This is a genomic window from Mucilaginibacter sp. BGA-UO-ETr-C110 (assembly GCF_059567985.1).
Map to the genome: position 1 here is coordinate 1,339,397 of NZ_JCAQPB010000002.1, position 23,055 is coordinate 1,362,451.

A 23,055-nucleotide genomic window follows, 5' to 3' on the forward strand; every position below is an offset into this window, starting at 1 on the left:
AAATCCTGATATTTGCCCGCGCTATAAAACCATACGATATATTAAATGCAATACAAAAAAATCAATAACCTTTTAGGCTGGCTTTGCTTTGTTATAGCTTCTGTTACCTACATTTTAACACTTGAGCCCTCCGTAAGTTTTTGGGATTGCGGCGAATTTATTTCATGTGCTTACCGTTTACAGGTAGCCCATCAACCCGGGTATCCTGTTTTTGCCATGTTGGGCAAATTGTTTTCGCTGTTATCATTCGGCGATAATACCAAGGTACCTTATTTTACCAATTTAGGCTCGGCAGTAGCCAGTGGGGCAACTATCATGTTCTTGTTTTGGACGATAACCGCACTGGCCAAAAAGATGCTTTTAAACAAACGTGATGATGTGGTAGAGCAGTCAAACCTGATCCTGATTATGGGAGCGGGCCTGGTTGGCGCACTGGCTTTCACCTATACTGATACATTTTGGTTTTCGGCGGTTGAAACTATTGTATTTGCCTTATCATCATTATGTACCGCTATTGTATTTTGGGCCATATTAAAATGGGATGCCCATGCCGATGAAAAAGGGGCCGATAAATGGCTGGTTTTTATTGCATACGTAATAGGTTTATCAATTGGTATCCACCTGCTTAATTTGTTAACTATCCCGGCTATCGCCATGGTATACTTCTTTCGCAGAAGTAAAAATATTACCGTTAAAAACGGTATCCTGGCATTTTTAGCCGGTGTTGTTATCCTGGGGCTGGTACAATACGGCATCAGGGGATACACCATAAAGTTTGCTGCTTATTTTGACCTTTTCTTTGTAAACTCTCTTGGATTAGGTTTTGGCAGCGGCGCGTTTTTCTTTATATTGTTAATTGTTGTGGCGCTTGTAGGTGGTATTATATATAGCATCCGGGCTAAAAAACCAACGCTCAACCTGGCTTTATTATGCGTGACCTTTATTTATTTTGGTTATTTTGCTTTTGCCTATATACCCATCAGGGCCACTGCAAATCCCGATTTGAATAACTCGCACCCTGATAACGCTTTTACCCTTTACGGTTACCTAAACCGTATTCAATACGGTGAAACCCCTTTACTGAGTGGCCCATATTACGATGCTACCGTTACCGACCAAAAGGAAGGCAGCATCATTTACCGTAAGGGAAAAACACAGTACGAAAATGCTGGTAAAAAGATCGAGACCGAATACAGTCATACCACGCCTTTCCCTCGTATGTACAGTACCGAACCAAACGATGTTCAGTTTTACAAAGAGTGGCTGCGCATTCCCGATGGTCAGGCACCTGGTTTTGGCGATAACCTGAAATTTATGGCCACCTGGCAAATGTACCAGATGTACTGGCGTTATTTTCTGTGGAATTTTGTAGGCCGTACCAATGATGCCGACGGACAAACCAGTATGGTGGGTATCGACGGTAACTGGACTACGGGTCTTTTTGATAAAAACTTACCAAAATCAGTAACTAAAGGAACAACCTATACGCCGTTATATGCCCTGCCGCTCATCATTGGCTTAATAGGGGCCTTTTACCACCTTAACCGTAAAAAGAAAGATGCGCTTATTGTGTTGTTATTATTCTTTTTTACAGGGCTCGCTATTGTGCTGTACGTTAATCAGCCCTCCATACAGCCACGTGAGCGTGATTATTCGTATGTGGGCTCGTTTTATGCCTTCGCCATCTGGATTGGCCTAGGTGTTATTGCTATTGCCGAATTCGCACGTAAATACATCAATGCCAATACGGCCGCAATCGGGTCAACCGTGATCTGTTTATTACTGGCTCCGGTATTGCTGGCCAGCAAAGAGTGGAAAGATCATGACCGCTCAACCAAATGGACTGCACATGACATGGCTTATAACTACTTGATATCGTGCCCGCCAAATGCCATATTGTTTACCTATGGCGATAATGACACCTACTCTTTATGGTATGACCAGGAAGTAGAAGGTATCCGCCCAGATGTGCGCATCGTTAACCTGAGCTTGTTTACCGGCGACTGGTACATCCGCCAGATGCAGGGAAAAATGAACCAGTCGGAGCCATTGCCTATCACCATGCCTTATGATAAATATAAGGAAGGGGTGAGGGACATCATTTATTACAGCGACCGTAAAATAGCCGGGCCTGTTGAAGTAAAAGAAATATTTGATTTTATCTCTTCAGATGACAGGGCAGCGCAGGTACAATATTCAAGCGGTGACTGGGGTAACTACTTACCAAGTAAGAACTTTAAAATTACCATTGATCCTGATGAGGTAATAAAAAACGGTGTGGTTGCTCCTGATCAAAAAGACAAGATCACTAAAGTGATGGACTGGAAATTCACATCAAACTATGTTACTAAAGATAACCTGGCGATGCTGGATATTTTGGCCCACAACCATTGGAAAAGGCCAATTTGCTTTACTACCACCATTGGTAACGACAACCTGATCGGTTTACAACCTTACTTATATAAAGAAGGCTTTACCTATCATCTAATCCCTTTTGAAAAAGATACCACTAAGCGCGATCAGCTGGGTAAAACCAATACTATGGTGATGTACAACAACATCATGAACAAGTTTAAATTCGGGAACTTTAAAAATGCCCGTTATCTGGATCATGAGTCAACATCAATGTTCTACCCCGTAATGGCATCAACCTTTATTGACCTGATACAAAACCTGATGCAGGAAGGGCATAATGACCTGGCGCTGAAAGCGCTCCATAAGTATGATCAGGAAATGCCCGATATTACGCCATATATTGATGTGGCTGGTCGTAAATTATTCCTGGCTCAACTGGCATTTCAGCTCAATGATGTGGTTTTGGGTAAAAGGCTCACCACAAGCATTGATGATTATGTTATCGATCAGTTGGATTATAACTATCACCTGCTATCTGATAATTCCAGCAGCGTAAACATGCGCGACGTGCAGATCAGTTTGCAATTGCTCAACGGCATAGCCGATTTTACAAAGGAAAACAAGCAGGCAGATATCAATAAAAAGGTATCGGCACAGTTGAATGATTATATGAAAAAGTTTGCTCCGATCTTAGGCAGCGGACAATAGTATACTTTCAGTTATATCAAAAAGCCATCTCATTTTGTGGGATGGCTTTTTTTTATGCGCTTCGTCTCGCTTGTAGCCTCCATTATTATAGCTCCAGCTATTCAATTATATATTACCACAAGCGGGACGCTTGCGGTAGCGGGGGCTGGATTTACTCCCATGCATCTGTATTGATAAGTTCAGTCAAGGGCATGTTGGTAATTTTCATTAAATTTTCGCTTTGAGGATTCCCGTAATCAAAATTCTTAGATAAAAGAATCTCCAAATGTTGTTTTTGCCAAAGCAGCATTTCAAAATCCCTCAACTCATAATCCTCTTTTGTAATATTCCACGGCAAACCCATTTCATCCATAAGAATATCAATTTGCTTATAGCCTGTAAGAGAGAGCTGTAAATATAAACAGATCTGGTTGCTATTCTTCACATAAGCATATAATCCCATTATGGGAATACCCATTAGGCTATATGATTTTAATGAACCTTTCAATACTCGATTGAAATTATAAGTTCCAAGTGGATGATTACTTTCAAGTAAAGCCCGTTTGGTATTTTTACAGGGGATAAATTCACTTTTAATAAATAAGCTTAATTTTTCCTCACTAAAAACAATCTCTTTTAATTCAAAACATGTTGTCTTTTCCACTTGCGAGTACGATAAATTTGATATTACTAACAATAGAAACAGGTTTATGCTAGTTTTCATTAGTTACAACTATAAGGAAAAAAATCGCTTCTTTCTTCGTTTTGAAAAATGATGCCCCCCCTGCTACCGCAAGCGTCCCGCTTGTGGTCTCCATGATTATACCTTCAGCTATTCAATTATATATCACCACAAGCGGGACGCTTGCGGTAGCGGGGGAAAATTTCAAGGGTCATTATTCCTTTTCCAAATGATTGATAACAAAAATATATTGAGGGTCTGTCACTTCTATTTCTGGTATGCCCTTGTTAATGGTTACGATACCATATACAAAAATGATTTTATGTTTTAATTCGTTCACATTTAGTTTGATGTCATCCCCCTTTATGATAATATTTAGTCGCAGATGATCTTTATCTTTAATTTTTAATATTTTTAGATCTTTGCTTATCACCTCATAACCCTGAACTTTCTCCTCAATATTTACTTTTCTTCCGTTATAATTTTTTATTTCCTGAAGTGGAACCGGCGGAGGATAAAGGGTAATCACCGTATCATTTAACATTACTTCGTGATTATATATGCTTTGTCCCGTTGTGGCAACAGTGAAATTGAATAACGAAAACGCTACCATTAAAGGCAAAAGAGATGTAATTATACTTTTCATTTTAAAATTGATTAATGTCCTTATTCAAACTAAACAACTTTGTAGTTTTCATACATAAGGTCATTGTCAAAAAGGTAAAAATATAACGGGTATTCATTTTTAGTTTCTTTATCCACTCCATACGGAGTTCCTCCTTCAATTGGATAAGAGAATAATGTTTTATGATGTACGTATTCATAACCTAAAAAAGATGCTTTTGCCATTTCGAGCATTTTATTAAAATGCTCGCTTGTGGGATCGGCTTTCATATTTGCTGAAGATATTATTTTAAAACTTAAAGGATTGTGCCTTGCGATTAGATGTTCTTTAAAGACAAAAACCTCTTCATAATATACTGTAAAGTGTTTTGATAGTAATGATACTTTGATATTGAGATGGCAAGTATTTTGAATCCCATTTAATGTCTCATCCATCAGTTTTACAAAAAAGGAGTAGTTTGGAAATTGTCGATGCAGTTTATTGAAGGTTTCATTCTTTTTAAAGGCTACTTCTATTTTTTCGATAAAATCCCTGCAGTCATTGGGAAGTTCTCCTGCTATAACATTATTTATTTTGTCATCCAATATTTTTTTCAATGATTTGTAACCAGCATACATCTCATTAAAAAAGGGCAGACCAATAGGATAAAAATGGTGAACCCTTTCTAATAACACCATTACAACATCGGGTAATTTTACCTCTATTTCAATATCTCTATCCGTCATATTTATTATTTTAATTTCTGCAATATGGCGCAGGTGTTGGGACTATGTTTCCAGCACAGGGCCCCGTAGCAAATGTCGATCCTCCTCTAAATGCATTTAAGTTTGCAAAAACCAAAGAGCTTACCTCTGCACGTAGAGCGACCGATGTGGGTTTTATTTCTCCGCCATGAAGAGCTACTACCATCATATTCAAAGCTAAATTATAAGCAGCAATAAATTTCGCTGAAGCAGTTGCTCCACTTACATTTCCATCTGAAGGTATTTCAAAGCATATTGTGCCAAAGTTAACAGGTATTTCTGTTTCCACACCATCATGATTTACCATAGCTGTAAAGGAAAGATTGCTTACTGATCCAGTCCAACTGTTCCCGACTTGTGTTACAGCTATGTTACCACATAAACCCGCCCCATTTTTATCAAGCGTTATTTCCGAATAGGGAGTTGTAACCTCCCCACTACTCGGCGCCGGAGCCACAACCACACATGGCCCGAGCGGTGCAGGAGACGGGAACCCCCCGCCATCATCAGGTGGTGGCGGGGGTTGCATACTGTTTACGGCTTGACCTGTAGATTGGCCACGTGCAGTACCAGGCGGGCAAGACGGCGGTGTATAACTACCGTTGTCGCCTCCTCCGCTTCCGCTACCGGCAAAGCATTGAGTGTATTGGTACTCTACCTCCACAAGTTTTCCATTCACATAGGTTAAATCGTAATAATCGAAACACTCTTCTCCTCCCGGCTCTACCATATTGTCTGGCTTTAATTTGGAATTGCCAGTGCTTTGCATTTTAGTATTCGGTGTTACTGTCTGTGCCCCAGGCACAACAATATGCCCATCCTTATATCGCCAACCACTTACATATTTACCTTTTGGAGTAAAATAGAGCACCAGTCCGCTAAAATCAGCCTCACGTTTATTGTAAGTATTACGGGCCAGTTTATCCAGGTCGTTTTTTAAATAGGCCGAATCGGCAATCAGTGTCATGACATACGCATCATAACTTGTTCCATTGCTTAGCAAAATATACGAGCTGCGGCTATAGGTATTATTGGTGGTTTGACCAGTGGTCATGTTTTTGATGGCCGAACCAAATTTAACAGACGGATCAACCGGCATTTCTATCACCTGTTGATTAAACCTCGAATAGCTGGCGGTATGCTGCCAATCGGGTTTTATCAATTGGCTCCAATCTTTATTCCCCGTTGTAGCCTGGGAACTAAGTTTGCTACCGGTAGGATAAGTGCTTTCGTACCAGCTTTTGGCCTGGGCAATGGCCGGATCGGAGACTTTATTCTGCTGATCAGTATGTGCATCTTTTTTACAGCTGTTAATGATAACCGCAACTAAACAGGTAGCAGCAAGTAATAGCAGGGGCAGTTTTTTGAACATGGTTTAGGTATTTTATTTCATATTTAAATAATATTTCCAATATGTTGTTAATATTTTAGCATTGCAATAGGTGTTTTCACGGTATTTATAAAACAACAATATCTTTACGTTATTAACATAGGAGAACTTTTTTATACGCTCTATGATATTTTAAATAAATATCGAAAAGTCAGGTTCTTTCTTTATTTTCAATGCCTGTATGCCAAAGTTTTTTAAAATATACCTAACCTTAATTTTTTGCCCGCTGTTACTGTTGTTTAACAATCAATTAGCTAAAGCAGGTACCCCGGTTGTGCATCAATCTCCCAAACCTGCATGGCTCAGCAACTTTAAAACGTATAATCAAAAGCCATCGGCACGAACCATTGAAAGGGGCTTTTTTTACGCGCTTATTGAAGAACAGATCCAGGTAGAGAAACAGGCCGATTACCATCACGTGATCCGCGAGATCGTATCAGAAACCGGGATTCAAAACGCCTCGCAGATATCCATCAGCTTTGATCCGGCCTTTGAACGCCTTGATTTTCATGATATCACCGTTTGGCGCGATAACAAACCATTGAACCGCCTAAAGATATCGGCCTTTAAAGTACTGGCCGACGAAAAGAACCTTTCTGATTTTTTATACCAGGGTACTTTCTCGGCCTTATGCATATTGGATGATATCCGTAAAGGCGACCGGATCGAATACTCTTATACATTGACCGGTCGTAATCCTATTTTTAAAGGTAAGTACTGCGATAATATTTATTTTCAATGGTACACGCCAATAGCCCACCAGTATACGGCTATCATCACTTCGGCGCAAAGAAAACTCAATTTTAAATATTTTAATAACACACCAAAAGTAACGGTTTCTGAAAACGGGGGACTTAAACAATATGCTTATGAAGCCTTTCAGGTACCCGCCGGTCAGGATGATAATAACCAGCCTGATTGGTACGATCCGCTGGGGCACGTGCAGATCAGCGAATACAACAGCTGGGCAGAGGTGGTTGACTGGGCGCTGAGTATTAACCCTACCGCCATACATATCACCGGTGAATTGGCCGATCGTATAAAGCAGCTTAAAACCGAAGCTGGTGACGATAAGGAGAAATACTTCAGGGCGGCCGTAAGAACGGTACAGGACGAAATTCGATATATGGGTATCGAGATAGGGCAGTACTCACACCGTGCCAATGATCCTCAAAAAGTGTTCAAACAGCGCTATGGCGATTGTAAGGATAAATCACTGCTGCTGGTATCCATGCTGAATGCAGATGGGATCGACGCGCACATGGTTTTGATAAATGCCAGCCGCAATGAGCATATAGCCGACTATATACCCACCTATTATGCTTTTAATCATGCTGTGGTTACAGCCACAGTTAACGGAAAGCAAGTTTGGGTAGATGCCACTATTGATTACCAGGGTGGTGCAGGCACCGATATTTATTTCCCTGATTATGGGAAGGGACTAGTATTAAAAGCCGGTAATAATTCCCTAACCACCATACCGCCATCAAAAACAGGCAAGATCACCGGTAAGGATATTTATACCATTAAAGATGAAAAATCGCCGGTACTGCTCACCGTTAAAACTATTTATACCGGCAATCACGCCGATAATCAGCGAGATAGGTTAGCATCAAACAGCATGGCCGAAACAGAAAAAAGTTACCTGGATTACTACGCAAAAATATATACCAAAATTGAACGGAAGGATTCTGTAACTGTATTGGACGACATACAAAAGAACATCATTACCACTACAGAAACCTACCTGATCAGCAATTTCTTTAAAAAAGACTCAACAACCAACCGCGTATCTGCAGGACTTTTTGCCTACAGCATATCAGATATGTTTCCTGGTATTACAGGGCAAACAAAAACGCCTGTATCATTAAGTTATCCATACAACCTGGAATACACGCAGCAGGTGATATTGCCAGGCGGCTGGGATATGACACCGGTTAACAACACTATTAACCGGGATTATTACCGTTTTTCTTCAAATTACAGTGCTGTAAGCGATAGCCTGTTTTTGCGATACAAACTAACTTTCCTTAAGGATAATGTACCGCTTGATAAGCTCCTCGAGTTTAAAGATGACATTAAAAAACTCAATAACAGCGGCCTCAGCTATAGCTTCTCTTACCTTGGAGCGGATGCTGCATCATCGGTAACAGGCATTAATGGCTTTATGATCCTATTGGTTACCATACTGATAGTGGGCCTTGTTTTTGCAGGTATGCGGATATATCAGCGTGAAACTCCTGCCATAGTTTTTGCTCATGGTTCAGGCTTTCAACCGATAGGTGGTTGGCTCGTACTGGTGGCCATAGGTCTGGTGTTAACAGCTGCCGCCGCGGTTTTTCGTCAGTTTTCAGATGATGTTTTTAGTCTGCATACCTGGACTGCCTATAGCGGCAGCCGGCATGAATTTAACTATAAGCTGGTGCTGGTATACCAGTTGGCCGGCGACACGATATTAGCCGGTTATGCCCTGTTTTGCCTGGTGCTGCTGCTTAATAAGCGCGATATATTACCCCGTTTCATTATTGGATATTTTATATATGGCGTAATTTTCCTGTTTTTAAAGATCATTGTTGTACAGCCATTACATAAAGCCACTTTAATTAATGATAGTATATCGGTTTCTGTGCGCGCGTTTGTAATAGCCGCCATCTGGATTGCTTATTTCAAGAAATCAACCCGGGTTGAGGAAACATTCATTGTGCCTTATCCGCCATACAATTATAGCTATGAAGGGCCAGAAACACCGGCTGAAGAAGAGCAGTCGCACCAGGAAGGGTAGACGTTTTGTTCCGGCGGTATATTTTCATCATAAATCTTGTACAGGTTGACTAAAGCGATTTCTATCCCTCTATGTATTCTTCGCGGTTTTGCGTATATTTGTATAAGCAACGGCCTTGTTTTCTATATGAATAGAAAACAAGGCCGTTCTGTTAAGAGATAAAATAGCACAAAAACAGGTGGTTTTGTATTTATATATTTGATTATCAATATTTTAATACTTTTTAAAGTTTCAAAAATCACTCAAAACCGTGTTAAAATTTGTTAAAAAGTGTTAAAATCGATGGTTTTGAGTGAACTTTCGGGCGTTTTTACCCCGTTTTCGAGCAGAAAAGTGTTAAAATTAGAGGTTTAAAAAGTTTTTGGATCGCCACATCAAATAATATCCAACGAACATTTAACAGCCTGCTGGAAATATTAATTTTTAAAATAAATTTGATTACTTTAACCATAAAAAGCTATCATGAAATTTCAACAGTTGTTAGAAGAGGTAAAACATTATGTCATATCATATTTCGATGTGCATCATGATCCCGAACTTGCATACCATAATCTTAAACATACCAAAGACGTAGTTGCCGCCGCTACCCAGATCGCCAATCACTATCAATTATCTGACGAGGACTTTTTTATAGTACTATCAGCAGCATGGTTTCATGACACCGGCTACTTTGTTGATAAAAGCAATCATGAAGTAAAAAGTACCGAGAATGCAACCCATTTCCTGAAACAACAAAAGGTAGATAACGCGGTAATTGACAAGGTAAATGCCTGTATCATGGCTACCGAAATGCCGCAGAAACCAACCAATCAGCTGGAAGAAATTTTGTGTGATGCCGATCTGTTTCACCTGGGTACAGATGATTTCAGGGAAAAAAGCAAGCTGATGCGTAAAGAGCTGGAAGCTTGCAGACACGTTGAAATTGATAAAGAAACCTGGCGGGCTGGTAATATTTCGCTATTAGAATCGCACCATTACTTTACTGATTACTGTCAGCTGCTGCTAAATGACCAGAAGCAAAAGAACCTTGAAAAATTAAAGGAAAAACAAACCGACGTGGAAGAAAAAGCCGAAAAAAAGGAAAAAGCTGAAGCTGGAAAAGTGACTGAAACAGATCATGTTGAAGCTGCTCTTGCTAAAGAAGAGGATCATCATGAAAAAAAGCATAAAAGTGATAAGCCCGAAAGAGGTATCGAAACCATGTTCCGTATAAGCTCAGCCAACCACCAGCGTTTGAGCGATATGGCTGATAATAAAGCCCATATCATGATCACGGTGAATTCCATCATCTTATCGGCTATTATCAGTTTAGTATTGCGCAAGCTTGATGAGCATTCCAACCTGTTGATACCTACGTTTATGTTGCTTACGGTAAGTTTAACTACCATGATATTCTCTATCCTGTCAACCCGGCCGTCAATTCCACCGGGCATTTTTTCGCCTGAGGATATCGAGAAAAAGACGGTTAACCTGCTCTTCTTTGGTAATTTTTATCGCATGTCACTGAATGATTATAGCGATGGCATGGTGAAAATGATGGATGATAAAGATTTTTTATACGGCAGCCTTATCCGCGATAACTATTCGCAGGGCGTTGTGCTGGGCAAAAAATACAGACTATTGCGGGTTTCCTATAATATATTCATGTTCGGTCTTATTATCTCGGTAGTTGCGTTCCTGATCTCATCACTGATATAATCTGCTAAACAAAACATCTGCTTTTATGGATCATTACTCATTTTTTGACAGGGACCTGAGTTGGCTGCTATTTAACGAACGCATTTTGCTGGAGGCCGAAAAGGAAGATTTGCCTGTAATGGAAAGAGTGAATTTTCTTTCGATATTTTCTTCTAACCTTGATGAATTTTACCGGGTAAGGATGCCCGTTATACTGGCAGTTAACAAGCTGGCTAAAGGCGCCGCACACGAAAAGGAGGACGTTTTACTGGAAGCCCAGCAACTGATTGAGCGGCAGCAACAGAAATTTGGACAGGTATTTACCGGCCGGTTGATACCATTGCTAAAACAAAATAAGGTAAACCTACTGTTTAATGAACCTTTTCCGGAAGCTGTTCGGGATAAAGTAGCCGATTATTTTTTTAGCCAGGTAATGGCTTTTCTGCAACCCCTTGATCTTTCCGAGACCGGAAAAAAGTTCTTTCCCGAAAACAACCGCCTATATTTTTTAATCACCCTGGATGTAAAGGGCGAAAAGGAAAAAACAATACTGCTTAATATACCCTCCAATCAACTGCCCCGTTTTTACAGCGTATCGGCAAATGACCAACAGTATATCATATTTTTGGATGATATTATCAGGTATAATTTGGATAGGTTGTTCGCCAGCGAAACCGTAAGCGGATGTTATAGCTTTAAAATAACCCGCGACGCCGAGCTCGATTTGAAGGATGAATATCATGGCGACCTGTCTGAGCAGATCGAAAAACAATTACTAAAAAGAGATATGGGTATGGCCACCCGGTTTTTGCACCAACCGGGCATCCCGCTGCGCACACTGCACTCCATAACCGAAAAGTTGGGTCTGCAGGGCTCAAGCGTGGTAGAAGGGGGGGCGTATCATAATCTGAAAGATCTGATGGGCCTGCCTGTTGGTTTGCCTGCTTTACGTTATACCCGCTGGCCGCCAATTGTCAATACGGGTTTTATCGATAAGGAATCGTTGTTTGATCATATTGCAGACCATGACCATATCTTTCATGCGCCTTATCAATCATACAATAGCATATTGCGGTTTTTTAACGAAGCAGCTATTGATAAGGACGTGCAGGAAATATCCGTTACCCTATACCGGGTAGCCAGCGACTCACGCATAGTAAATGCTCTTATCAGCGCGGCTTGCAATGGCAAAAAGGTGAGGGTAATGGTGGAGCTTAAAGCCCGTTTCGATGAGGCCAATAATATTAAATGGGCCAAAAAAATGAAGGCTGCCGGCGTCGAGATCATCTATAGCGATAAGGCCTTAAAGGTACATGCTAAAATAGCTTTGGTAAAAAGATTGGTGAATGGCCGGGTTAAATATGCCGGATTGCTGGCTACAGGTAACTTTAACGAAAGCACCGCAGCTTTTTATACCGATCATATTTTAATGACAGCCAATCCGGCTCTATTACGTGAAATGGAACTGTTGTTCATGTTCCTGGGTAAAAAAGCAAAAACATCCGAAGGCTATCCTATTGATTTTAAACATTTACTGGTTGCCCAGTTTAATTTACAGCAACGTTTCCTTGAGCTGATCGATCGGGAGATCGGCAACGTGAAAAAAGGCTTGCAGGGTGCCATCACTATCAAGCTAAATAACCTGGAAGAGCGTATATTGATCTCTAAATTATACGAAGCCTCGCAGGCAGGGGTAAAAATATCGCTTATTGTACGCAGTATTTGCTGTATTATACCTGGAGTTAAGGGAATGAGTGAGAACATTACCGTTCGTCGTATAGTTGATCGTTATCTGGAACATGGAAGGATATTTATTTTTCACAATAATAATGAACCGGAGGTTTTTCTGGGCTCGGCCGATTGGATGAATCGTAATATTTACCGGCGTATTGAGGTATGTTTCCCGGTTTATGACCAGAATATCAGGGCCGAGATCATACAGATCATCGACCTGCAGTTAAATGATAATGTGCAGGCCGTGATGCTCAATGAAGACTTACAAAACGTAAGCATTGAAAAACATGAACCCCTGGTACATTCGCAACGGGGTATATATGAACTTTTACAGCACAAAATTGATGAGAAAGTTTAAAAACGACAAAATGAAGGGAAAGATTGCTGCTTTGATCATGATGATGATTGCCTGTACCGCGGTACTTTTAGGCATATCCTGTACCACTAAACCAGAAGCTATTGTAAACCCTAAGGGTTACGATCTGAGTAAACCGGTAAAGTATAATATGCACATCAATTTAACGGAGATATCGGGTATTGCTTTCAGGCATGGTAAAAGCGATTCTTTGTATGCGGAGGAGGATGAGAATGGTAGCATATATTATCTAAAATTGGGTGATAAAAAGGTGAATGAAAGTCGTTTCGCCAAATCGGGTGATTATGAGGATATCGCGATCTGTAATAATTACATGATCATATTACGCAGCGATGGCACCCTTTTTACCTTTCCGTTTAGCCAGATAAGAAATAAAGAGATCCCGGGTGTTAAAAAAGTAAAAGATGTGATACCAACCGGAGAATACGAAGGCATGTACGCCGATGAAAAAACAAATAGTTTATACATACTCTGCAAAAATTGTGATGGAGATAAGGGCAAGGTGAGCAGCGGTTATATTTTAAAATTGCAAAGTGATGGTACGGTTAAACCTGCTGGTGGTTTTAGTATAAATGTTAAAGAAATAGAGCAACAATTGACCGGTAAAAAGAAAGGCGCGTTTCGCCCATCGGCCCTGGCCAAAAACCTGAGTACCAATGAATGGTACGTTCTTTCGTCGGTTAACAAAGTGCTGGTGATTACCGATGCTTCCTGGAAGGTTAAAAATGTTTATCCCCTGAATCCAAAGTTATTTAATCAGTCAGAGGGTATCGCGTTTGATGATCATAACAACCTTTACATTTCAAACGAAGGTGACCTGGTTAGTGCCGGTAACGTATTAAAATTTAACTATATTAAGTAATTGATGATAAAAGGCAAACCGCTTTTCCTGTTTTTAATATGGCTCTTTGTCTTTATAAATCCTGGACGCAGCATAGCACAAAACCTTGATGTTGATATTTTAAAAAGCATTAATCCAAGATATCCAACCTCGCAGTATTGGCGTGGTACCAGTAATTCGGCATATTATGTTGCTGGCGCCGCGTCATTCGGTACCTTAATTTATGGATTTGCAAGCAATAATGCCACAATAAAGCGGAACGCAACCGAAACATTTATTAATTTGGGTGCAAGCGTGTTTGTTACCCATTTGATAAAAATAAGTGTTAACCGTACCCGCCCGGCTGATCGCTATCCTGATGAGATATTTGTGAATACCCAAACCCATAACCAGTCATTCCCATCGGGGCATACCAGTTTGGCTTTCGCTACGGCAACAACACTGTCTATGCAGTACAAAAAATGGTATGTTACCGTACCTGCTTATGCATGGGCATCGTCGGTAGCCTACTCCAGGATGTATTTGGGTAAGCATTATCCAACAGATGTATTGGCCGGTGCAGCAGTGGGCATTGGCACGAGCTTAGCCGGGCATTGGTTTAACCAAAAGCTGTTCAAACAGTCTCAGAAACCTAAAAAATATGACTAAATTAATACTATGAGTTTGATACTAAACATAATACCTATTGTTTAATTACAAATCTGTTACTTACAAAAGCCATTGATAGTTATACCTTTGACATGGCAAATGTATTTTAAGCGTTGTGACAAATTCGCGGCAATAAAAAGAATAACCAGCCAATCTGAAGAAGGGTAGTACCCGTATCTTTCAACAGTTTTTAGATTTTTTAACAGGGTAATTCTATATAATAATGCACACAGAAGTTTTAAATATAAATAAGGATGACTGTTTTTTATGCCAGGTAGATACCTGCCTGTCATTTAATCCCTTCGTGGAGCATTTAAAGGAGCGCATAAAAACTGAGAAAACACTTAAAAGTGAATTTTACAGGTATGTATTAAATAAATTTGAACAAGACACCTGTATTGATCTGGATATGCACCCCGAAGATGCTGAAAAGTACCGGGAAATGCTCGAATTGATCTATAGCATACTTACACCACCTATTTTAAATGAACAAGAGTTTTTTTGGGCCCTGAGTACACCCGTACCTGAAAAAATATTCTTTAGTACCGATGCTTTTTTCGATTTCCACTCCAGCAATCAATCCAGCTTACATGCGGTAAATATGAGCCAGGGTGAGTTGTTTAGCCAGCGACAGAAACGTTTTATATATAACCTGATACTGGAACGCTTATACGGTTTTACAGCGGTGTCAAAAAATGAAATGCTGTTTACCAATGCCGATCCAGAAACCGGGCTTTCACGCTATTATAACATCCAGACCAACACGCAGTTTGTTAATATAAAATTAGTTGGCGACTTGCCTGAGATCAATTTTGATGCCATTGAACCCTATATTAATGATTACGAGGGGATAGATATTTTAGAAGATATACTACCGCTTTCTAATTTTAAGTTTGAGGGTTTTACGGTGATAACCCTCACAGATGTAACACTTCCTCACGCGATTGAAAGTATCCGCAATGAATTGGTTAACCATTCCAATAAAGAAGCTGATCAGTACGATTTGATCATCGATTCATTGAAAACGCTTTCCGAAAATCCGGCCATTGAGTTTGGATTATTGCCCTTTTTAACGGTCAATAATAAATTGATATTCGATACCAATGAATGCTCTCAAAGTGTACTGATCTCATCGGCAAAGGAATTTAGCCTGGCCGAAGAAACATTTTATGCCATTACCGACGATTACAAGCTGAATCCGAAACCCATATTTTTCAGATCGCTCACCGACGAAAAGATATCAAAGCATCCCTTTCTAAATGTTTTAAAGCAGGCCGGTATTAAATCGTATGGTATCTTCCCGGTTTATTACAACAAAAAGATGGCGGGTATCATGGAAGTTTATTCTTACCAGGAGATCGTGTTTTATGAAAAATTGTTGTCAAAATTACAGGCGGCCATTCCGCTGGTAGCACAATTGCTGCAAAATAGTATCGACCAGTTTTCGTTCCGCATAGAAACCATTATTAAGGACAAATTCACCTCGCTGCAACCATCGGTTCAGTGGAAGTTTAATGAAGTTGCCTGGAATTATCTGAAGAAAAGTAACCGGAAAAAGAAAAACCAGGAAATAGAGACTGTAGTTTTTGATAATGTATACCCTTTATTCGGCGCTGTTGACATCCGTAACTCTACCATCGAACGTAATAGTGCTTTACAGGAGGATCTAAAGGCCTTGCTGACCATTATTATGGAAACGCTGACGATATTAAAAAAACATATTCACCTTACATTGACCGACAGGTTGATATTTAAATGTGAAGAGTGGCTGGAAAAAGTGAACGGCTTTATAACCACCAATGATGAGTTGATGCTCGACGGGTTTCTGAATAATGAGGTTAATCCTTTTCTTGATCATTTCCGGAAAAATTATCCCAATGAAAAAGAAGTGATTGACCGCTACTTTGATTCGCTTGGCGAAGAGAATGGAGTGTCGTTTACCAACAGGCGTAACCTGGAGGCTTCCATGCAACTCATCAATACCTCCATCAATCATTACCTGGAACAGGTGCAGGAAGAAGTACAGGGGTCATACCCATGTTATTTTGAAAAATTCCGTACAGATGGGGTGGAATATGATATTTATATAGGGCAATCTATAGCACCGGAAAAGATGTTTGATGTCTTGTATTTAAAGAACATCCGTTTGTGGCAGCTCAAATCAATGGCCGAAATTGCCAGGCTTACACATGGATTAACCGAGCAGCTTTCAAGGCCTTTACTAACCACACAACTGATATTTATACACTCAAATCCTATAGATATCAGTTTCAGAAATGACGAAAGACGTTTTGATGTGGAAGGTGCCTATAACATCAGGTACGAGGTGGTCAAAAAACGTATCGATAAGGTTTTAATAGCCGGAACCATTGAACGTTTAACCCAGCCCGGTAAAATAGCCATGGTTTATTTTAACCAGACAGAGGCTGCCGAATATCTGGAATATATAAAATATCTACAGGAAGAGGACATATTGTTGGATGATCTGGAACAGCTTGAATTGGAAGAATTGCAGGGTGTTACCGGCTTAAAGGCGCTTAGGGTTGGTGTTAATTACGAAATAGCTTTAGAAAAATAAAACTATTTTGTAATATGCAATAGTTCTACTATCGCAAAACAAAAACCATATCATGCGGCCTGCTAAAAACGTGTTTAAATTATTATTCCTGTTTTTAACGGGAGTTTTTCTGTTAGGCCAGCAAAGTTTAAAAGCCCAGGTTACAGGCGATAGCATAAAACTGGCTATTGAGCCTACCTATAACGATGTGAGCAAAACCCACCGGTTTTTCCTTGGCGAGAGTTACCGGAAGCTTTGGGCCGCACCGGTTAAGTTACCCATATTTCATATTGCCTCAGAAAAAGGCGGCTTAAAAATTCTGCAAAAGGGTGGGGGACAGCAAACCAAATCATTGCGTCTGCAGGATTCTACCGGGCAGCAGTGGGTGTTACGTACCATTCAAAAATATCCCGAAAAGGGGCTGCCGGTTGATCTAAGGCCTACTGTTGCTAAAGATATATTACAGGATCAGGTATCTGCAGCACATCCGTTTTCGGCCCTTACCGTGCCGCCACTGGCCCAGGCACTGGGTGTACCGCATTCCAACCCCAAAATTGTTTATGTTCCTGACGATCCCGCGCTGGGCGATTACCGGAAGGATTTTGCTAACCAGGTTTTTTTATTTGAGGAACGCGAACCCCTTGATGCCGACAAAACCGATAATACCGCAAAAGTACAGCGAAAATTACAGGACGATAATGATAACCGGGTTAATGAAAAGACGGTTTTAAGGGCACGACTACTGGATATGCTCCTGGGCGACTGGGACAGGCACGAGGATCAATGGCGCTGGGAAAAAATAGACGGCAAGCACGAAACAATTTATGAGCCTGTACCCCGCGATCGCGACCAGGTGTATTACAAAACATCGGGGGTATTACCCTGGATAGTAGCCCATCAATGGTTAAAATCAAAATTTCAGGGTTATAGCAATGAGATCAGGGATATTAATGGCTGGAATTTTAATGCCCGGTATTTTGACCGTTACTTTTTAAACCAGTTGAGTGAAGATGACTGGAAAGAGCAGATCAGTTATGTGCAATCCAAATTAACAGATGAGCTGATCAACAAGGCCATGAAATTAATGCCTGACACCATCTACCAGCTTTCAGGTAAAGAGATAGCCAATAAAATGATAGCCCGTAGGAATGGACTTGCCAAACAAGCGCTGGAATATTACCGCTTTATATCGCGCGAAGTAGAGATCCCGGCAAGTGATAAAACAGATCAATTCACTGTTCATAATGAATCGAATGGCGATTTAACTGTAACGGTTAACAAGATCAAAAAGGATGGCAGCGTTGATAAGGTAACCTATCACCGCACATTTATACCCGCTGTAACCAAAGAAGTAAGGCTTTACGGTTTTGCTGGTGATGACGTTTTTTCAGTTACAGGTAGCCAGCCTTCACCCATCAAGGTACGCATGGTTGGCGGGGATGGCATGGATAGTTTCGCTGTGAGCGATAGTTTGCATAATAAACCTAATCTATATATCTATGATCGTTCAGATCAGCAGAATAAGCTGCCGCCAACATCGCAGGCAAAAAATAAAACATCCACGGATACTACTGTAAACAGTTATGATAAAACCAGCTATAAATTCGACCGGTTTGAACCTATTATTTTAGCCAATTACAGTAATGATATCGGGATATTGTTGATCGGTGGTTTTTCTTATGAGAAGCATGGTTTCCGCAAAGAACCTTATTCGTTTAGGGAAGAATTTTTAACCAATTATTCGCTCGAGCGGAAATCGTTGTTGTTCACCTACGTGGCGGAGTGGAAAAAACTGATCGGTAATAATGATTTTGGCATTAACATACTGTCGAGAGGGCCAAATAACCTTAGTAATTTCTTTGGGATAGGTAACAATACCGTTTTTGAAAATAAAGGCGATCACAAGATCTCCTACTACCGTAACCGGTATGATTATATTACAGGCGATGTTTCGTTGCATCATACCTATGATAACTGGCGTATAAGCGCTGGTTTAGCCGGACAGTTTTATAATAGCCAGGCATCAAACAACACCGAGCGTTTTTTGAATGATTATAACCAGGCATACTCCAATGAAAAAGTATTTGGCACCAAAGTTTATGGAGGAGTAACCGCCAATGCCCGGCTGGATACCCGTAACAAGCTGATTATACCCACGCAAGGGGTTTTGTGGAATACAACCATCAGTGGATTTTCCGGTGGTGGCTCAGGCAGCCATAATACCTATGGGCAGATATTGTCGGAGTTTAGTTTCTATTTAAACCCCGACAGGGATTCTGTTTTGGTGATAGCCAATCGCACTGGCCTGGGTACCACAGTAGGTGATGCAGCTTATTTTCAACTGATGAAGCTGGGCGGAGCGCAAAATTTCAGAGGTTTTCATACCAACAGGTTCACGGGCAAAACCATTGCTTACAATAACCTGGAATTGCGGCTGAAAGTGCTTGATTTTAGCTCATACCTCTTACCGGGTTCATTAGGTATCATTGGCTTTAATGATGTAGGTCGGGTATGGCAACCGGGAGAATCATCCGATCAATGGCATGATGGTTATGGAGGCGGTATCTACCTCATTCCGGCTCAATTGGTGTTAATTGAAGGTGTGGTTGGTTTTTCTAAGGAAGGGGCTTTGCCTTATATATCAATAGGTTTCAGATTTTAATGATTTACTACCTATCCCTATTTAACAAATAAATGAATATAGGTATTTATACTTACGGCACAAGAGGTGATGTACAACCCTATATTGCTTTAGCTTTAGGGCTCATGGACAGGGGCCATCAGATCACCTTATCAGCGCCAGAGAACTTTGAAGACCTTGTTTCGGGCTTTGGTATAAAGTTTCACCCGCTTTATGGAGATGCTGAGCAAATAATGAATTCGTCGGAGGGGCAAAGTGTACTGCAAACCGAAAATACCATTAAGCTGATGAAGTATTTTTTTAAGGTACTTTATAGCATCAGAGTTCCTTTACGTAAAAGCTATATAGAAGGTATAAGTCAGGTAGATTTTATCATTGCTAATTCGGCAACATTGCCCATTGTGAGTGCTATTGCCGAAAAGCAAAATAAAAAGTTGGCTTTAAGTTATTTTATGCCACCGGTAGTGCCTACCGCGGAATTTCCACTAAGCGACTTTGATTTTTTGAACTTTGGTTGGTACAATAAATTAACCTATAAAATAGCACACAGCTTTTACTGGAAATTTGTAAAAAAAGAAACTAATGAGTTTCGCCGGGAGCTGGGTTTGCCAGAGTTGAAAGAAAATCTGATAACGCATATAGGTAAAGCCCAACCTTTAGATCTGTATTGTATAAGTCCATCTTTAATTCCGCAGCCCCGCGACTGGGAAGGCAACCATAAAATAACAGGCTTTTTATCCGTTCCCATTGAAAAACTGGAAACTGATGCATCCAAAAAGGATGACCAAAGTTTAATTAATTGGCTTGAACAGGGAGAAAAACCTATTTATATAGGCTTTGGGAGTAACGGTATGGGTAATAGCGATAAGTTCACTGATATTTTACAGGAAATATTGAATAGTACCAACGAGCGTATTTTGTTTTGCACAGGCTGGGCTTTATATCATGATTTACCTATTCATAAAAATCTTTTCGTTACCAAATATGTAAACCATGACAACATCTTACCCAAATGTAAGATTGGTATTTTTCATGGTGGTGCCGGTACACTGGCTGCCATGCTTCGCAACAATCTGCCGGTTATTATTATTTCATTCTATACCGATCAACCAGCCTGGGGTAAAATAATTGAGCGTAAAGGATTGGGTATACATATACCTCTTAAGCAGTTAAAGACAAGTAAACTATTGGAGGCGATTGAAAAAGTGCAAACCAACGAAGTTGAACAATGTGTATTACTTATGGCGGAGAGAATAAGAAACGAAAACGGCCTTGAAAATGCTCTAAATGAGCTGGAAAACTATTTTAATTTTCCAACCCGCTAATATTTTCCAACCCTTGTTCAAAGGATTGAACATTTTCTCTTTTGGATTTGTTCTCAACCAAGTTTACAGCAACAAAATATCTATTTGGTGTGCATGAACCATATTCACCACTGGCGACCATGCAAAAACTGTAAAACGGCCATCCTGAGAAGCCACCAGGGCAATAGCATCCTTTTGATCGAATACAAATTGAGCGGCCGATAAATGCCTTGTACCTCCGTTTTGCGCTGGATGGATTATCTTGGTAGAGCAGCCAACCACAGGTTCGGTAACAATGATCTCCTCGACCCGAACGCTTTTAGACGATCGGCCGATCTTGGCGCCAAAGGCCAGTAACTCGTGCTTATCGTTTATTACTGTTGCTCCGTCTATAGAGGTTAGTCCACCGATGGTATCCACAGCCCTGCGCAGTTTTTCCTGCCAGGAGGTATGGTATTTTTCGATTCCCTCATGTATCATCAGGTCGGTAAGACCCGAGAAAGCCGGGGCTACGGGGTAGGATATCGGTGTAATGATCGATTCCATCCAGTCGTCATTTTCAGAGGGTACTACCAGCAAGATCCCGCCACGACGGTGCGCCTGCATGGAAGCTGCCAGCTGTACCAACACATTCACTGGGTCGTTCCAGGAGGACGGTAGGGTAAAATCAAGCATGGAAGTGAGTATGGTGGGGCAATCGGAAAGGGTTGAACCTTGCTCATCTACCACTTTAATATCATCACCTTTCAGTATAGCGATGTTTACAAATTTACCAAAGCCATCAACACGGCGGTGTTTAATAACTAACAGACCTGGTTCTATCACTTCCAATACAAAGCAATAAGCGGGTATGGCCAGTGTGGTACCCCAAACATAAAGCTCACCATCCTCAATCCATACACCTAGATGTATACCCGGCTGCTGAACAGCGGAGGCAAACTTGGTCAGGATATTTGGTGCCAGTGGTATTTTATGACCAAACAAGAGGGGTTGCCCGGCACTTTCGGGTGGTAGGAATGCCAACGTAAACTTTGGCGAATACCCTTCTTCCCGGCGCAGACTTGCCCAAAATGCTATATCAATTATGTTTTCAATGATGCTAACATCAGGAGTGGGGGCGGCAACATCTACATCGGCGTTGGCATTAACCAAAGAATGAAAATATTTAAAATGTCTTTCAACCGAAGGTGCTACAACCCGGGCAGCTTTATAAGTAGGTTCAGAGGTCATGCTGCTGGTTTTCATTTTTTTCAATAGAATGCTTGTTGTGTTACCAAAAATAATGCTATTTACCTGCTGGCACAAACAAATAGCTCAAAATTGCAATTAACGGATAATTCTGTTTTAGTAAAGTAATATCTTAATTTTATAATAGAGGCACATTGTCTTTATATTGATATTTGTTTGCTATGTACCAAACGCTCTTACAATATATTATTGATTACTCATTAATGGAGGTATCGGATCAGGAATTTGAAATGATACAGGCTGCTTTTAAACCCAAAAAGCTGCGCAAAAGGCAATACCTGTTACAGAAAGGTGATGTATGCAAATATCTTTCGTTCGTTTGTAAGGGTGCTATGCGACAATATTCTGTAGATGACAAAGGCATTGAGCATATAGTAAGATTTGGTATTGAACGCTGGTGGATGGCTGATTATGAAAGTTTTACCACCAATACGCCTTGCAACTACGATATTGACGCCATAGAAGACACAGAGCTCTTACAAATAAGCAGCGAACATTTGGATGAGTTAAAGTCGAAGGTTCCGGCCGTAGACGCGATGATATCAAAAATGAACCAGCGGAGCTATGTATCCCATCAAAAACGGATACACTCATCCATCAGTCAAACTGCTGAAGAACGGTTTACCGATTTACTGAATACTTACCCTGAATTTCTACAGCGTTTTCCTCAAAATATGATCGCCTCTTACTTGGGTATTTCTCCCGAAACATTAAGCCGCATCCGCAAGCAGATGACTTTGAAGTAATAGTAGCTGCACTTGTAAA

15 protein-coding genes are annotated in these 23,055 nt (G+C 40.6%); 10 read left to right on the top strand and 5 right to left on the bottom strand.

The window, feature by feature from the left end; translation table 11 throughout:
• The first annotated feature begins 45 nt into the window (after positions 1 to 45).
• Positions 46 to 3,063 carry a glycosyltransferase family 117 protein gene (locus tag AC57BQ_RS06765; RefSeq protein ID WP_496405547.1) on the top strand — a complete coding sequence of 1,006 codons (3,018 nt, stop codon included), beginning with the start codon at positions 46 to 48 and terminating at the stop codon, positions 3,061 to 3,063.
• 151 nt (positions 3,064 to 3,214) lie between these two features.
• On the opposite strand, the gene AC57BQ_RS06770 is transcribed toward AC57BQ_RS06765, so the two are convergent.
• The 4 genes from AC57BQ_RS06770 to AC57BQ_RS06785 all read right to left on the bottom strand — a co-directional run bounded on the left by AC57BQ_RS06770 (position 3,215) and on the right by AC57BQ_RS06785 (position 6,464).
• Positions 3,215 to 3,706: a hypothetical protein gene (locus AC57BQ_RS06770; RefSeq protein ID WP_496405548.1), complete on the bottom strand. Its 492-nt coding sequence runs from the start codon at positions 3,704 to 3,706 to the stop codon at positions 3,215 to 3,217.
• A 232-nt stretch (positions 3,707 to 3,938) separates the two neighbouring features.
• On the bottom strand, positions 3,939 to 4,370 hold the full coding sequence (locus tag AC57BQ_RS06775) for a hypothetical protein (protein WP_496405549.1): 432 nt from the start codon (positions 4,368 to 4,370) through the stop codon (positions 3,939 to 3,941).
• A 29-nt stretch (positions 4,371 to 4,399) separates the two neighbouring features.
• Positions 4,400 to 5,074 carry a hypothetical protein gene (locus AC57BQ_RS06780; protein WP_496405550.1) on the bottom strand — a complete coding sequence of 225 codons (675 nt, stop codon included), beginning with the start codon at positions 5,072 to 5,074 and terminating at the stop codon, positions 4,400 to 4,402.
• A gap of 10 nt (positions 5,075 to 5,084) precedes the next feature.
• Positions 5,085 to 6,464 carry a hypothetical protein gene (locus tag AC57BQ_RS06785; protein ID WP_496405551.1) on the bottom strand — a complete coding sequence of 460 codons (1,380 nt, stop codon included), beginning with the start codon at positions 6,462 to 6,464 and terminating at the stop codon, positions 5,085 to 5,087.
• A gap of 199 nt (positions 6,465 to 6,663) precedes the next feature.
• Between AC57BQ_RS06785 and AC57BQ_RS06790 the strand changes: the two genes are divergently transcribed.
• From AC57BQ_RS06790 to AC57BQ_RS06825, 8 genes are all read left to right on the top strand, one after another.
• A complete protein-coding gene (locus tag AC57BQ_RS06790; RefSeq protein ID WP_496405552.1) occupies positions 6,664 to 9,264 on the top strand; it encodes a DUF3857 domain-containing protein in 2,601 nt (866 codons plus the stop codon).
• Between the two features lie 462 nt (positions 9,265 to 9,726).
• Positions 9,727 to 10,962, top strand: coding sequence for a Pycsar system effector family protein (locus AC57BQ_RS06795; RefSeq protein WP_496405553.1), 1,236 nt, complete (start codon positions 9,727 to 9,729; stop codon positions 10,960 to 10,962).
• A gap of 25 nt (positions 10,963 to 10,987) precedes the next feature.
• Positions 10,988 to 13,033, top strand: coding sequence for a polyphosphate kinase 1 (gene ppk1 / locus AC57BQ_RS06800; RefSeq protein WP_496405554.1), 2,046 nt, complete (start codon positions 10,988 to 10,990; stop codon positions 13,031 to 13,033).
• A gap of 10 nt (positions 13,034 to 13,043) precedes the next feature.
• The gene (locus AC57BQ_RS06805; RefSeq protein WP_496405555.1) at positions 13,044 to 13,913 is read left to right on the top strand and encodes an SdiA-regulated domain-containing protein; all 870 of its coding nucleotides are present in this window, start codon (positions 13,044 to 13,046) and stop codon (positions 13,911 to 13,913) included.
• Between the two features lie 3 nt (positions 13,914 to 13,916).
• Positions 13,917 to 14,540: a phosphatase PAP2 family protein gene (locus AC57BQ_RS06810; protein ID WP_496405556.1), complete on the top strand. Its 624-nt coding sequence runs from the start codon at positions 13,917 to 13,919 to the stop codon at positions 14,538 to 14,540.
• Positions 14,541 to 14,763: 223 nt separating this feature from the next.
• The gene (locus AC57BQ_RS06815; RefSeq protein WP_496405557.1) at positions 14,764 to 17,118 is read left to right on the top strand and encodes a GAF domain-containing protein; all 2,355 of its coding nucleotides are present in this window, start codon (positions 14,764 to 14,766) and stop codon (positions 17,116 to 17,118) included.
• Positions 17,119 to 17,170: 52 nt separating this feature from the next.
• Entirely contained in the window at positions 17,171 to 19,759 is a 2,589-nt protein-coding gene (locus AC57BQ_RS06820) for a BamA/TamA family outer membrane protein (RefSeq protein ID WP_496405558.1), read from the top strand.
• 32 nt (positions 19,760 to 19,791) lie between these two features.
• Positions 19,792 to 21,063, top strand: a complete 1,272-nt coding sequence (locus tag AC57BQ_RS06825) for a glycosyltransferase (protein ID WP_496405559.1) — start codon at positions 19,792 to 19,794, stop codon at positions 21,061 to 21,063.
• 63 nt (positions 21,064 to 21,126) lie between these two features.
• On the opposite strand, the gene AC57BQ_RS06830 is transcribed toward AC57BQ_RS06825, so the two are convergent.
• The gene (locus tag AC57BQ_RS06830; protein WP_255366970.1) at positions 21,127 to 22,287 is read right to left on the bottom strand and encodes a putative sensor domain DACNV-containing protein; all 1,161 of its coding nucleotides are present in this window, start codon (positions 22,285 to 22,287) and stop codon (positions 21,127 to 21,129) included.
• A gap of 164 nt (positions 22,288 to 22,451) precedes the next feature.
• Here AC57BQ_RS06830 and AC57BQ_RS06835 point away from each other — a divergent pair, with 164 nt between their 5' ends.
• Positions 22,452 to 23,036, top strand: a complete 585-nt coding sequence (locus tag AC57BQ_RS06835) for a Crp/Fnr family transcriptional regulator (RefSeq protein WP_496405560.1) — start codon at positions 22,452 to 22,454, stop codon at positions 23,034 to 23,036.
• The last annotated feature ends 19 nt before the right edge of the window (positions 23,037 to 23,055 follow it).